Annotated in this window: 15 protein-coding genes and 1 pseudogene; 11 read left to right on the forward strand and 5 right to left on the reverse strand. The window is 57.1% G+C overall.

Annotated features, from left to right (window positions below):
• Positions 1-286 precede the first annotated feature (286 nt).
• Both AC3EML_RS18320 and AC3EML_RS18325 read left to right on the forward strand, forming a co-directional pair.
• Positions 287-532 (forward strand): hypothetical protein, encoded by a 246-nt coding sequence (locus AC3EML_RS18320; protein WP_023673947.1) that lies wholly within the window; start codon positions 287-289, stop codon positions 530-532.
• Positions 533-1235: 703 nt separating this feature from the next.
• On the forward strand, positions 1236-1604 hold the full coding sequence (locus AC3EML_RS18325) for a VanZ family protein (protein WP_245261975.1): 369 nt from the start codon (positions 1236-1238) through the stop codon (positions 1602-1604).
• Between the two features lie 646 nt (positions 1605-2250).
• Here the strand turns inward: AC3EML_RS18325 and AC3EML_RS18330 are convergent.
• Positions 2251-2523: a hypothetical protein gene (locus AC3EML_RS18330; protein ID WP_023690703.1), complete on the reverse strand. Its 273-nt coding sequence runs from the start codon at positions 2521-2523 to the stop codon at positions 2251-2253.
• A gap of 368 nt (positions 2524-2891) precedes the next feature.
• Between AC3EML_RS18330 and AC3EML_RS18335 the strand changes: the two genes are divergently transcribed.
• The 6 genes from AC3EML_RS18335 (at position 2892) to AC3EML_RS18360 (ending at position 8410) form a co-directional block, all read left to right on the forward strand.
• Complete coding sequence (locus AC3EML_RS18335; RefSeq protein ID WP_245261978.1) at positions 2892-3014, forward strand: hypothetical protein; 123 nt, start codon at positions 2892-2894, stop codon at positions 3012-3014.
• Between the two features lie 464 nt (positions 3015-3478).
• Positions 3479-4234, forward strand: a complete 756-nt coding sequence (locus AC3EML_RS18340) for a Crp/Fnr family transcriptional regulator (protein ID WP_023706251.1) — start codon at positions 3479-3481, stop codon at positions 4232-4234.
• A 574-nt stretch (positions 4235-4808) separates the two neighbouring features.
• Positions 4809-5039, forward strand: a complete 231-nt coding sequence (locus AC3EML_RS18345; protein WP_023690600.1) for a hypothetical protein — start codon at positions 4809-4811, stop codon at positions 5037-5039.
• Positions 5039-5281 carry a DUF982 domain-containing protein gene (locus AC3EML_RS18350; protein WP_023669677.1) on the forward strand — a complete coding sequence of 81 codons (243 nt, stop codon included), beginning with the start codon at positions 5039-5041 and terminating at the stop codon, positions 5279-5281. Before AC3EML_RS18345 ends, AC3EML_RS18350 begins: the two co-directional genes overlap by 1 nt.
• Positions 5282-6421: 1140 nt before the next feature.
• Entirely contained in the window at positions 6422-7300 is an 879-nt protein-coding gene (locus tag AC3EML_RS18355; RefSeq protein WP_352522209.1) for a YihY/virulence factor BrkB family protein, read from the forward strand.
• Positions 7301-8125: 825 nt separating this feature from the next.
• Positions 8126-8410: a hypothetical protein gene (locus AC3EML_RS18360; RefSeq protein WP_023673895.1), complete on the forward strand. Its 285-nt coding sequence runs from the start codon at positions 8126-8128 to the stop codon at positions 8408-8410.
• Between the two features lie 134 nt (positions 8411-8544).
• On the opposite strand, the gene AC3EML_RS18365 is transcribed toward AC3EML_RS18360, so the two are convergent.
• The 3 genes from AC3EML_RS18365 to AC3EML_RS18375 form a co-directional block, all read right to left on the reverse strand.
• Positions 8545-8772, reverse strand: coding sequence for a KTSC domain-containing protein (locus AC3EML_RS18365; protein WP_023673160.1), 228 nt, complete (start codon positions 8770-8772; stop codon positions 8545-8547).
• Between the two features lie 41 nt (positions 8773-8813).
• Positions 8814-9008 (reverse strand): hypothetical protein, encoded by a 195-nt coding sequence (locus AC3EML_RS18370; protein WP_023699326.1) that lies wholly within the window; start codon positions 9006-9008, stop codon positions 8814-8816.
• 193 nt (positions 9009-9201) lie between these two features.
• On the reverse strand, positions 9202-9387 hold the full coding sequence (locus AC3EML_RS18375) for a DUF3606 domain-containing protein (RefSeq protein WP_023815822.1): 186 nt from the start codon (positions 9385-9387) through the stop codon (positions 9202-9204).
• 126 nt (positions 9388-9513) lie between these two features.
• On the opposite strand from AC3EML_RS18375, the pseudogene AC3EML_RS18380 reads away from it, so the two are divergent.
• The 3 genes and pseudogenes from AC3EML_RS18380 (at position 9514) to AC3EML_RS18390 (ending at position 11115) form a co-directional block, all read left to right on the forward strand.
• Positions 9514-10379, forward strand: a pseudogene (locus AC3EML_RS18380) (ATP-dependent DNA ligase).
• Positions 10380-10654: 275 nt separating this feature from the next.
• A complete protein-coding gene (locus tag AC3EML_RS18385) occupies positions 10655-10813 on the forward strand; it encodes a hypothetical protein (RefSeq protein ID WP_155929886.1) in 159 nt (52 codons plus the stop codon).
• Positions 10810-11115, forward strand: coding sequence for a hypothetical protein (locus AC3EML_RS18390; RefSeq protein WP_023673877.1), 306 nt, complete (start codon positions 10810-10812; stop codon positions 11113-11115). The genes AC3EML_RS18385 and AC3EML_RS18390 overlap by 4 nt, the downstream gene beginning before the upstream one ends.
• A gap of 146 nt (positions 11116-11261) precedes the next feature.
• Here AC3EML_RS18390 and AC3EML_RS18395 read toward each other — a convergent pair whose 3' ends face one another.
• The gene (locus AC3EML_RS18395; RefSeq protein WP_460221720.1) at positions 11262-12260 is read right to left on the reverse strand and encodes a hypothetical protein; all 999 of its coding nucleotides are present in this window, start codon (positions 12258-12260) and stop codon (positions 11262-11264) included.
• Between the last annotated feature and the right edge of the window lie 157 nt (positions 12261-12417).

A 12417-nucleotide genomic window follows, 5' to 3' on the forward strand; every position in this document is an offset into this window, starting at 1 on the left:
AAGCGATCCTCGACGCGATCGTTCATCGCCACGACGACTTGGGAAACTTGACGGCTGCAGCCTTCTGCCATGTCAAGCTCAAGTCGTTAACAGCGGCCGCCCGGTCATGAGCAGGCATGCGCCCATCCTAGCATATCGCGCTGCCGGTTTCGCAAGGCGCAGCAGCAAGGGGAGGCGACCAGAGCCGATGTGAAGGGGACTAGTCAAGCTAATATTCGCTTGCGCTAATTTAAATGTGCCGTAACGTCATGCTCAGCATTTTTGGGGAGGAGCAACGGTGGGGAGTATGATGAGAGTAGCTGTGTTTTGCGCGGCGATCGTGATCGCTGGGACTGGTGTCGCTATAGCCAAGGAGAAGAAGGTGGTGGTGAGTGACGCCACGGACCTTTGCTCTACGAAGCACTCTGCCAAGAAGCAGGTGCTCGAACTGGACTGCAGGCCGACCGGAACCGCCAAATTGCCGGCCGATGGAACGCCGGAAAAGCCGCGCCTCGGATACGACACCGATCCGTGGCTGGTTAAAGGCCTTTAGAGACTAGCCGCTGGCAATACAGCGCAGCTAAGGGGAATGTGCGCTGGCGGTGAAGCCTTCTTTGTTCTCTCATCGGTGGAACATTGTCGCCTGGAAACGCTTCGGACGGTGCACTGCCCCATCAGTGCAACGTTCCCTTCCTTGTTTGCACTGGCCGGCTGCCGAAAGGTGGCCGGCTTTTTTGTATATAACCGCGACCTGATGTTTGGGATTGTTGATGGACAGCCGCGAGTGGCCGCTGCTGGCCTAGCGTCTAGGATTGGAATATGTAGAGGCGAGATCACCAAGGCAGGGATGACCAGACTAAACAGCGGTTTCGTCTTTTAGCCGCGACGCCGGCGATAATTGAATTCAGAAGGGCGTCGGCCCGGCTGCACAGCTGGGCCAAGGCTGGAAAGAGTTCCGCTCCCGCCCAGCACGATACGCATCGCACCTGGGCGCAAGCGGTACCAATGGCTCGCCTATTCCGCCGCGCCTTTTCGGCAGGAAACCCTCGGCCTCATCACAATGGAGGGCGACATTCGCAGCGCCCTATGGAACCATCCAGAGTGACATAGGCTGTTTCATGGAACTTCCTGATGACATCAGGAGGCCTGTTAAGCATGCCAGTTGTTCGCGCTCGTAGCTCAGATGCAGGTTGGAGCTCTGCCTAGTGCGCCAGTATCGGAAGCGAGAACTAGGAACCGGGAGTGCTGCGGATAGATTGCCGCAGTCGAGCTTTTATCAGAGCATGGCAAGGGCTGCCTTTCTCTCCACGTTGGCGGTCGTCCTGTTGCTCGCGCTATTGCCAGACCACTTGCTGCACGCGTTGGCCTTTACGTCTCATCACGACAAGCTCAACCACGCCGCCGCGTTCGCCACCTTGTCGGCTTTGGGTAGCCTCGGCTGGCCCCAACAGGTGGTCCGGCTGGCGGTTCTACTTGCTTTTACGGGCGCAGCGATCGAAATCCTTCAAAGCGTCACAGGGCGTGACATGAGTGTCTTCGACTGGTTTGCCGACTGCGCCGGAATGGCATACGGGCTGAGAACCATGAGCTGGGTGAACGAGATTCTGGGCGAACCGGTTATTTGATCGCCACAGCTCCGCCTTACCGCCGCCGTCTTGGCCCACTTGCCAGCCTCACGCCCGCGGCCGCCTTCGAACCCTCGCTATTTTTAATTTCCGACGCAAAGGCCGATGGGTTTCAGGGCCGCTCACCATTTAGACTTAGGTCCGATTCTTTCCCGCAAATGGCCGAATCCGGAAACATTTCTCCTTCCACTTTGTTGCAGTGGCCGTGCCGCTGAGGAGAACATGCACAGTGCCTCTATCAAATGAACTGCGCGACGTACCTTTAGAATTCCAATGCCCCTCCTGTTCACGCCCTATGGTGAGAAGGGGATCCTGGCTGAAAACGATTGCCGGTTTCAAATGCGATAGTTGCAGGTCCAGAGTGCGGATCGGCTACGAAGAGAAGCTGGCCATATTCGACCGGCACCTTAAGCGAGGCGCGCCGGATCTGGGCCGACGACCAATGGAGTGCGATCCCGGCAACGGTTCCTGAGAGTGTGTCGGCAATTCAAGCTCCAACTGCTTGCGGTCTGCCGCAAGTCCAAGCTTTCATCTGGTCGCAGGGTCAGGCGGCTCTTTCGTCCGCACGGAACCGATGATGGCGAGAGGTTTCGATGCGTCGGAGCACCGAGCAGGTCTACACGTTTTTCGTAGCGACCACCAATCTCTAGCTGACCACTTCAACGCTTTGACGAGGTGCGAGCAACTTGATTTTCAATAGTCTTTTTCGGGCCAACATGCGCGCCGCCTCTGCGATGCGGCCTCCGTAAGCATCGGCGACGAATGATAGCGTCGACAGGTCAATAATGAGGTCGTCGATCGCGCCCGCCAAGACACTGGACCCGCGCCCAAATTGATGCACCAGCGCCCGCACTTCCTTAAGTGCCGTCGAGGCTTCACCCGCATCCAGCAGCGCCTCGATGTCATCGAAAATCTGCATCCCGACCCTCCCGCTTGAAAACGATGGCAATTTCGCGCGAAAAGAAAGCGCCTGCCAAGGTGCTCGCGCACGAAGGCGGCTATTCAGACAACAAGAAAGCCCTGGTGGACCCACGATGAAGGGCGTCCATGGAGGGCGTTCAGCGAGACGCAACCGAGATCCGGCGCGACATTAAACGACAGCGATGCTTGAGCCGCGCTCTCTTACGAGCAATCCGAGCAGCGCCCAGCCGCCAGCCGATCGAAGATGTACGCCAAGACCGACAAGCTGGTGCAGCGTTTTGCCAAGGCTGAAGACGCGGTGAATCGCTCAGCGAAGACATGACCGGGGTGAAGGCGGCCACTGCCGAGGTGACCCGGTGGAAGTTGATGGGCCTCGGCGCATTCGGCTCACTGCATCGCAGCGGCGGCGCTCGCGTCGCTAGTTACGCCCTATTGGTCCTATCTGGCGCGTGCTGCGTGGCGGATCACGAGTTCTATCCGTGCTGCTAAGTCAGCAGAATTCCACACCACCTCCGGATAGGCCGTCTAGATCCGGTAACCGCACATTCTTGAGCACATTGTACGATTGTTACGCAAAGCAGCGGCCGCATCGACTCTCATCATCTTGGAACTACATTGCCACAATGGCACAGCTCTTTGAATCCGCCCCAGTGAGCGCTTCATTTCAGATGATCGTGGACCACTATGAGACAGCGGTTTCACTCCAGGAGCGCATTGTGACTCGCGCTCGACAAGTCGGCTTGTCAACGAAAAGCGATGACGAATTCCTGGAGTATCTGAATGCCGTCTTAGCGCGGGCGCGCCAAAGCTTGGCTCGCGCTGATCAACGCAGTTGTTAATAAATGGGACATCCGCGGCCCGCAGGCATACAGTGTGCTATCGACGGCAACTCTAAGGGCGTCCGTCGGCTGTGAGCGATCAACATGCTTCCGCCCCAATAGGGAGAGGGAGCTATGACAGACTCCAGTTCACGAACTCACACTGCCGCGCAATGCGACACCCGCCAAAATTCCATCTATCGCAATTCGCTGCTGCTTCGAATGTGCTCGGCAGATTTGGCCTTGCTGCAACCTCATTTGGAAAGCGTCTCCCTTGGACTGAAGACGCATCTCGAAGTGGCGGGGTCTCCAATCAGAACCGTGTACTTCTTCGAGAGCGGTCTCGGGTCAGTGGTGGGCGAACTGCGGCCTGGTATTGAAGCTGAGATCGGAATCATAGGTTGTGAGGGTATGACCGGCTCAGCGCTTATCATGGGCGATGACCGGTCAACGCACGATTGTTACGTCCAATTAGAGGCCCGAGCCTTTGTTATCGACGCGGGCCTCTTCACCAAGGCGCTTTTGACAAGCCCAACCCTGCGAAGTTTTCTGCTCCGCTACGTTCACTACTTTCACCTCCAGGCAAGCTTCACCGCGCTCAGCAATGCCCGGATGAACATCGTCGACAGGCTCTCAAGATGGCTGGTGATGTGCGATGATCGCGTCGACGGGAACAGCTTTGCGATTACGCACGAGTTCTTGTCAGTTATGCTCGGTGTCAGGCGGCCCGGCGTCACCATAGCGCTGCAAACCTTGGAGGGCCAAGGTCTGATACGCTCAATGCGAGGAGAGGTAGTCATTCTTGACCGAGCGCGTCTGATTGCGCTGGCTGATGGGTCATATGGCAGGGCTGAAGCCGAATACGCTCGGCTAGTCGGCAAACTGCATTGACCCCAGACGCCGCGCCCGTGGCACTATCCTGAGTGCCCCTGCAACGGAGCCCGCCGGCTGAGCCACGGTGTTTTTGCGTCAGGCGGGAACATTCCCGCTCTGAGGCTGTTTGGCCACAGCTGGCTCGTTCTTCAGCGGTCCGTGCCGGTGACCAAGATGTCCTCTCCACTCGTCATGGTCGGCCCGCGCAGCCTCCGAAGCAGGCGCGGGCCATCCCTGCAGCGTCGCCAGACGTCAGCGGGCTTTTTATCATTCGCCGTTTATCATGGAAGATTTGCAAGTTCGCGCCTGCGACGTTGCGCCATTGGATCAACACGTCCATGGGACGATCATCAGGCCTCCGCTCGAAAAGCCGGGTATAGAACTCCTCCGCTTTGTCCATCCTTGGCGAGCACGGCGTAAATTCCTTGGATTTGCATTCAAAAATTGATTCCACCCATAATGAACAAAGGGCGGGTCCCGTTCCAAAATGGGGTGTTTGCGGCAACCTGCTTTGTACGTTTCCGGCTCTTGCCTTTTTCGGAAAGTGACCCACAGAATAGCTGGTGAGGTTCTATCTCTCTGGGAGGATGGGATGGACGTTCAAGCACCTGTTCGGCCTGTGCAGCAAACGGCCAAGGAGCTGGTCCGCGAGGTCCTGTTGGGTTCTCAACCGGGCAATATAATTTCCCTGAAGGCGACCATTGCAGCGGTGCGCGAGCGCGGCCATGATCTTCGTGAGACTGACTGCCAGTTGGTCGGAATGATCGTCAATTCAGCCTCCGTTTGGGGACTGTTCATCGCCTTTGACGTTCGAGAGGCTTGATGCCCCACCGCTGGTTCAACCCTCCGGTTTATGTGAAGACTGAGCGCCCGGGGCTTCGCCTTGGTGTCAACCGAGTTGATGCCGCCGCGGAGGAGCTTCTAAAGTGGTCCAATCGTGGCCCCAAGTGGCGGCTGGCGGCTGAGGCTTGCCTATCTGCGATGGATGGCAAAATGCCGGGTAACGACTTCCGGCTGCTGTTCGAAGCCGCAGCCGATGAAGAGGAGATGCTACTGCCGGATTAACAACGCTATACGGACGGGACCATGCGCGTCTGTTCGCGTTGGCGGTCGGCGAATTAACTTGAATAATCTGACGCAAACGGCTGTGGCCATTGCTCTGTTTTGACCTTTTGTGTTACCTATTGTGCTTCGTTCCCGAGCTTCCTTTTCGATCCCTTGAAGAATACCGGAAAGAACGGGTTCGCGATGTCCGACACCAGAACAATAAGCGAATCGGAACGACCCCGGCGAAAATCAATTGCTTGTCGATTGAACTGAAATCCGATCGACCTTACAGCCTCGTTCACGCGGGTTCGGGTATCCTCCCTCACGTCGCCTGTACGCTCGAATTTCTGCTTTTGGGATCCGCTGGGGCCAGCTCAAAGACCGACGAGGCGCTTAGCCGACTGGCGGCTCATCACGAGAGCGGTCCGGCAGCTTTAGGAGTAGTAGATTTGCAATATGGGTGCCAACTATTCGTCCCAATTGGGACAGGCTGCGGCCGGCAAGCTGCGCCTAGGTCTCACAAAAGGCTCAGGCGTTGGCATCGGAAAAGAGGCGGCTGCTAATTCTGAATGACCGATATGAGGCGCATGCGGTCCGGCAGTATATGGAACGAGAGCAGAAGGTCTGCTTCTGGTGCAAACCAGCGGAAAGGTGCCATTCCGCTGGTGGCGCGATCTTGGCCGCAACGACGTTGGTTGCCGCTGCCTGAAAGCAGACACGGTGGTACCGCGTTGGCAGCTTTGGCGCCTCAAAGCGATATTGAGGCTCAGGACGGTTTTAATCTCACCTCGACCAATCAGCTTGGAAAAGCGGCGATAGTCCGGATGCTCGTACCGCCAGCGGCCGGCGGAGATCGCAGGATGCACGCCAGCTTCCTGCGCCGCCTCCAACACCTCCTCCGTGCTGTTGTCCTTGTCGGTGCAAACGAGCCAGCCTCCGCTTCTATGGTTTCCGAACGAACTAAAATGATCTTGAGAAAACCATTATCAAATGCGCGTCCCGAAATGGGGGCGAAGGCGATGCGAGCGCATCGGAGCGGAAGTTCTATGCCGGCGACCCTCCGCGGAAGTCGGTGCGAAACTCCTGCCACAGCCCGCAACCGGAACATCACATGTGCTGGTGCATTGCTAGTGAACGCCAATTCGACTGGGGCGAAAAATGCATCGCGGGATCACAAATGCATGGGCAATGGTGCGAGAAGCCGTCGTTGGGTTCGTCAACGACAATGCTCTCAGCCATGGCGCAGCAATCGCTTTTTATGCCACAACATCGTTGGCGCCAATTCTGCTCATCGTGGTTGCAATTGCGGGTCTCGCATTCGGTCACGAGGCAGCGCAAGCGGCATTGTCCGCCCAAATCACAGGGATGATGGGTACAGAAAGCGCAAATATCCTGCAAACCGCACTGAAGAGCGCATCCGAAAAGCCATCCGGCGGCACTTGGCCGGCGGTGATTGGCATCATCACCTTGCTTGTGAGCGCTTCCGGGGTCTTCGGCGAAATACAGCAGTCTTTGAACATGATATGGAAGGTCGAAGCGCAGGGAAGTTCGTTGTCGCGCCTGGTGCGCGCACGTGCGGTAAGTCTGGGACTGGTCACCGCACTTGGCTTCATGTTGCTCGTCTCTCTAGTCGCGAGCGCGGCGATTTCGGCCCTAGGCAACCTCATCAACGCACAGTTGCCGTTCGGGACACTTGTCCTGGGCGTTATCAACGCGGTCGTTTCTTTTGTCCTCCTCGCAGCTATTTTCGCTGCCATCTTCAAGATCTTGCCTGATCGAACCCTGGAATGGCGGGATGTCTGGATTGGCGCTGTTGTGACTGCTGCCCTGTTCACGCTCGGGAAATCGCTTATCGGTTGGTATATAGGCTCCAGCGCGGTCGCGGCCTCATATGGGGCCGCCGGTGGGCTGCTCGTCATCCTGTTGTGGGCTTACTACTCGGCGGAAATTTTTCTTTTTGGTGCGGAAATCACTCGCGCCTATTCCATTCGACACGGCAGCAGGTCCGATCAGGAAGCTGTGCTTCACAATGGTTGACCTGCAAGAGATGCCACTATCGCCGGCTGATCCCCGGTCCTGATCGCGTACTCTGATCAGGTCTAGGCTCGCCGGGATCGAGGTGGTTGGGGTCTTCGCCCGGCGAGCTGTCCACCTGCACGGAAAGTACTGGCCGTGGGTTTGCCCATCAGCCGTGACTTATGCAATATCGGTGCGGTTAAGCCCACAAGCATGCCCAACTGCACCGGCCATTCCCTACGGCTGCGTATGGTCTTCGCGCTCGGCAATTTTTTCCAAGAGCTTCCGTGAAGCCTCTAGGACACGGCGCGTCTCTTGGATGGTCGATTGTAGGGATTCAAGTTCTCTCTCCGCCCATCGCTGGCTACGGCGGGCGCCTTCGACGAACTGGTGGTCAGATTCCCATTTGTCTTTCATGCCTCTCAACGAGCGAGCCGGGGAACTCGTTCTAGTATACTCAAGGCCGATTGCCCGCTGGCTCACGCTGGCGGGCTTTTTTGCGTCAGTCGGGAACATCCTCACCCTGAGGCTGTTCGGTCACACCCGGCTCGTTCTTAAGCGGTCCTGCCGGTGACCAAGATCGCCCCTCACTCATCATGGTCGGCCCGCGCTCGGAAGCAAGCGCGGGCCATCCCTGAACAAGTCCGGGGCAACCGGCCAGGCAATTGCAGCATCGATGGTGGCCGCCGGCCGCCTTGACCGAACTTGCGGGCCAATTCCTCCTAGGTTGACGACGAAATATCGGTAGCAATTTCTACAATTTTCAATTTGGCTGGAAACCCTTTCTACCCGCAAGCGTTGAATTAGCACGGCTGCATTCAAGCAGTTGCATTCGGAGGAATTTTGATGAATTCGAAAATGCTCATTCTCGGCGCGACATTTGCCCTTATGACCGGATCGGCCTTTGCCGGCAGTTCCACTGGCACGTCTGCGCTCGACGATCCTGCAAAAATGTCTCCTTTCTTCACGGACAGCAGCATGAAGACCATGAAGTCTGAGGCCGAAGCGAAAACCGCTTGGTCGGCTATGTCTCAGGAGGATAAGGACGCTGTGATGAAGGACTGCGCTGACGCAGATATTGCGAAGGCCCATGAGAACTTCTGCAAAGCTGCGATGATGATGGGCAAATAGGCCCAGCACCTAGCTTAACATAATACGCGCCCGCTGGCCCGGCCGGCGGGCGTTTTCGTTTGCCCTCGGAACCTGGTCAATTCGCACAGTTGCTCCCCTGCGATGGCGCGGGCCGCCTCGAATCTGAAATTCTGTCAATCGCCCGACGCGGCTGCTGCCCTCCCTGCCGCGAGCCGGAATGCATAACGATTGCGGATGTGGCTGTTAAAATAGACGCCCTTGGCAAAGGCAGCTTTGAACGCGGCAACGGCCTCAGCAGGTACGTCCAAAAACTCGTAATGCTTCCCGCTCGCTACAAACCAAACCGAGAGAACCCTGGTGTTCGGGTCATAGTCGAACTTGCGTATCGAAGTCGACGGCATGGTATGCCATCCAAACTCAGCTAGCCGAGTTGGATCGCCAGCTACAGGCTGAAACTGTATTCGAATATGTGGCCGCGCTTTTCGTCGGCAACCCTGATCCAGATGGGCTCGGTGGTGCGCAGAGTGATGTCGCGCTCTGTCGCTTCCCGCGCCGCCCTGATCGGCGTTGTCGCGTTGACGATGTGGGTAGCCGTCACGGTATCGCCGTCCATTTCCTCAACGTGGTATTTCGGCACTTTTGTTCCTAGGCGTCTAGTTCGATAGGCTGATCGTGATCCGGATCGGAATGATAAGCGACCTGGCGAAAATCGCGCATGTCGATCTGTTGGCCGCAAACAGGGCAAGGCATGAAATGATCGAGCTCGCTCGCGGGCGGGCCTTCATGTCGGTGCCCAATTATTGGTCTGCCGAGATCCGATAGCCTGGTCATTATTTCCGCAGAGCCTTCGCTTCTCGCTCCAGCGTTTCGCGTTGGTTGCCGTGCTTCGCGATCAGCTCTTTCACCTGCTGGGGTGTGATGCCGGTCTTTGTTGCGAAATACTCGACTTCATAATCCTCATCGGCCGAGACCCGGTCCCGATCGCGGAAGTCCCGCTTGCTCTTGTCGTCGGCCATATCGATTCCTCCTTCGCTCATCCCGCAACGCCGAGTTGACGAGTTTGTTGCACCCAAGAGGCTGATTTCCAGTTTCGGAACTATTTTAGCTTAATCTTATTGAATCGCCGGAGGGCGGATCAGTGCATGCGTTTGAAGTTCATCGAGCCGTTGATGCCGACCCTTGTGGAGAACCCTCCCGAGGGTGAAGGCTGGACCCACGAGGTCAAGTTCGACGGCTACCGATCGCAGATGATCATCGATGAAGACGGCACACGCATTTATACGCGCAACGGCCACGACTGGACGGCGAAATATCGCGACCTGGTGAGAGAGGCCAAGCGCCTTGGTGCCGAAAGCGCCATTGTCGACGGCGAGATAGTCGTTCTGAACGACAAGGGCCTTTCGGACTTCGCAGCGCTGCGCAAAGCCATTACCCGCCGGCAGCACGACTTGTATTTTGTTGCCTTTGATCTGCTTCATCTTAACGGCCACGATCTGCGCGATATGGCGCTAGAGGAGCGGCGCGAGATCCTGGCCGGCATGATCGAGCCCGGCGGGCGTATTCAGTTCAGCGAGCCCTTGCCGGGGGAAGCCAAGGCCATCTTTCACTTGCTCGACAAGGCCGGACTTGAAGGCATGGTGTCGAAGCGGAAGGACAGCAAATACCGAAGCGGTCCGTCGACCAACTGGCTGAAGGCCAAGTGCTATGCGATTGACGAGTTCGATCTGCTCGGCGTCGAGCGTGAAGCGGGCAAGCCGGCTTTCGCTCTGATGGCTGAGCGCGGCACCGGGCGCTATGTCGGCAGCGCATTCGTCACCTTGAACCGGGAAATGCGCGAGAGGCTATGGAAACGCGTCCAGGAGCACCCAGGCACGGCGCCCAAGGGCGTCATGAAGCGGCCTGCGACGCAATGGGTCAAGCCGGGCTGATCGGCCGCGTGAAGCACTTGCGTGTGGAGGATGACCTGCGGCATGCATCGCTGCAGGACTTCCGCGAGGAGAACAAATAGCAGCTCCACAACTGGCCATCGCTTTTGCGAGAGGCGCGCATCCCAACGCCGCAAAGGCCGAGCTGAACGCGATACCGCAGGAACTCGCCTCACGCTGATCAACGGTTAACACGGCTAAGGACGCCTAACACTGTCATTGCAAAGAATAGGAAAGGAGTTTTTAGACATTCATTCATCTATCCGTGCTTTCTAATGAGCTATGTCTTTCAGCACCTTCACCCGGATATTGGAGGATGTCGTGGATGATAATTGATGCCGCCAGCGGAGGTTTCCGCATGGCACATCTTACCGCCGACTACGCCTATCTGATCGCGTTCCCGTTTTTCGATCAATACCCAATCAATCACTCAACGACTGTCACCGTCCCGCTGGTTGCGAGCAAAATCCCGCCGGCCTTGGTTTGGAAAAGGGGCCATCCTGGATGCGAATTATGACAAAGATTTTTGAGATCCTGGTGGGAAGCATGGCGATTGGAGCCGTTCTCGCAAATCTTTGCATGCCGGCGAACGCCGCAGTTGGCGACGACGGAACCACTGCCCCCACTGGCACGAGCGGTGCCACTGTCGGAACCGAGTCCCCCGACCATCCGACCAATACGGATCTGCCTCGCATTGTCGACGCTATGTCGAGCGCCGAAATCACTCGGTTCAAGAAGCGCTGCATCGACGTGATCGAGAGCCGGGGCGTTTATGATCGTGACCTGCGCCAGCTCTGCCTGCTGATCTGGCGCCACTAACCAAACCGTTCGCAAGTGCCGGAGCTGTCGACATGACACTCTCCAGTTCCGACAGTAGAGGCCCGCCCACCGAAAGGTTGGCGGGCTTTTAGCTAGCGGCCCTTACCCTACGGTTGGGTAAGTGTTTCCGCCCGATTATCCGCGCCCTAAAAGCGCATCCCCTCGATGCCATCTTCACGCACTTCCCAATCATCCCCACCGTCTAAGTCCGAATGCTTGGCCCTGAAGGTTTCAAGATAGTCGACTATCTGAGGGTCGTTCGGGTCGAACGCTTGCCAATGTGGATCATCATCGACGTTGGCCAGATCGAGAAACTCGGTGATGTCCACCCCGCCATTGAGGGCGGCGACGCCAGAGTTCAAGCCGATGTATCTCAGGTTGAAGTCAAAGCGAAAATCGGGTGACCGGAAGAACTTGGCCCTGTCGCAGTCCGGGAAAGGCCGGGCTCGGAAGTGGTCCATCAAGCGCTGCTTTTCAGCGATGCCTTCAGTAACTGAAATCATGTATGTTTCCGGCCGTGACAGACTTTCGTTGATCCGGCCGGCCGGCTTCCTCATGGCGCCCCAGAGGTGAGGCAAGCCAATTGCAGAGAAGAAATCCTGACCGATCAATTCGCCGGGCCAAAATTTAGGGTTGTATGGTCGAACGACAACACGATCAGGTCCGAGCGCCTCAACAAACGGTCGCAGGATTTCGTAGAAATCAAGTTGATATTCCGCGACTTCGATGGGGCCCGTCAGGTAGTCTTTGACGCATTGCGCATACACGCTCTCAAGCAAGTGATCGAAGCGCCGCAAATAGAACACCACCTTCACCTCGGCGCCAATATCCAACAGACCCTGAAAAAAAGATGGATGAGTGCTGGCTCGCGAAAATTCCTCGCCTGACATCAGCAACGTCTCGCAATCGGAATCGAGTGCGAAGAACGCGCCAACGTTCTGCTCAAACGATTTGCTGTCGTCGTAACCGATTGCGGCTATGCTGTGCTGCGGCCCGAACGCTTCATTGGCCGGGTCGTGGGGGTCGGGGTAATGGATCGAGTTCCCCGCCAACAGATCCCGATTGGAGGCCAGGCTCGCCTGAAGATAAGAGCTTCCAGTCTTGTGAATTCCGCAATGCAAAATAAACTTCTTATAGCGCCTCAATGGCCGCCACTCCCGTTCACTCCTGATTGTTTATCAGGCGCCACTGCGTGCGCTCGGGACCATACCATGGACCGCAGTTGGTGGCATTACCCCGAATGCATACGGCAGGGCAGATGACGGACGCTAGTCCGCGGCGACATTGCGCCGGTGCTTCCAA

The sequence above is a fragment of the Mesorhizobium sp. P170090 genome (genome assembly GCF_057786115.1).

What these genes read in the sequence shown, in the direction of transcription:
- AC3EML_RS18330 (WP_023690703.1), bottom strand. Translation starts at nt 2,523, where the DNA reads ATGCAGATTTTCGATGACATCGAGGCGCTGCTGGATGCGGGTGAAGCC.
- AC3EML_RS18365 (WP_023673160.1), bottom strand. Translation starts at nt 8,772, where the DNA reads ATGCCGTCGACTTCGATACGCAAGTTCGACTATGACCCGAACACCAGG.
- AC3EML_RS18360 (WP_023673895.1), top strand. Translation starts at nt 8,126, where the DNA reads ATGAATTCGAAAATGCTCATTCTCGGCGCGACATTTGCCCTTATGACC.
- AC3EML_RS18355 (WP_352522209.1), top strand. Translation starts at nt 6,422, where the DNA reads ATGCATCGCGGGATCACAAATGCATGGGCAATGGTGCGAGAAGCCGTC.
- AC3EML_RS18320 (WP_023673947.1), top strand. Translation starts at nt 287, where the DNA reads ATGATGAGAGTAGCTGTGTTTTGCGCGGCGATCGTGATCGCTGGGACT.
- AC3EML_RS18390 (WP_023673877.1), top strand. Translation starts at nt 10,810, where the DNA reads ATGACAAAGATTTTTGAGATCCTGGTGGGAAGCATGGCGATTGGAGCC.
- AC3EML_RS18340 (WP_023706251.1), top strand. Translation starts at nt 3,479, where the DNA reads ATGACAGACTCCAGTTCACGAACTCACACTGCCGCGCAATGCGACACC.
- AC3EML_RS18385 (WP_155929886.1), top strand. Translation starts at nt 10,655, where the DNA reads ATGGCACATCTTACCGCCGACTACGCCTATCTGATCGCGTTCCCGTTT.
- AC3EML_RS18335 (WP_245261978.1), top strand. Translation starts at nt 2,892, where the DNA reads ATGGGCCTCGGCGCATTCGGCTCACTGCATCGCAGCGGCGGCGCTCGC.
- AC3EML_RS18350 (WP_023669677.1), top strand. Translation starts at nt 5,039, where the DNA reads ATGCCCCACCGCTGGTTCAACCCTCCGGTTTATGTGAAGACTGAGCGC.
- AC3EML_RS18345 (WP_023690600.1), top strand. Translation starts at nt 4,809, where the DNA reads ATGGACGTTCAAGCACCTGTTCGGCCTGTGCAGCAAACGGCCAAGGAG.
- AC3EML_RS18375 (WP_023815822.1), bottom strand. Translation starts at nt 9,387, where the DNA reads ATGGCCGACGACAAGAGCAAGCGGGACTTCCGCGATCGGGACCGGGTC.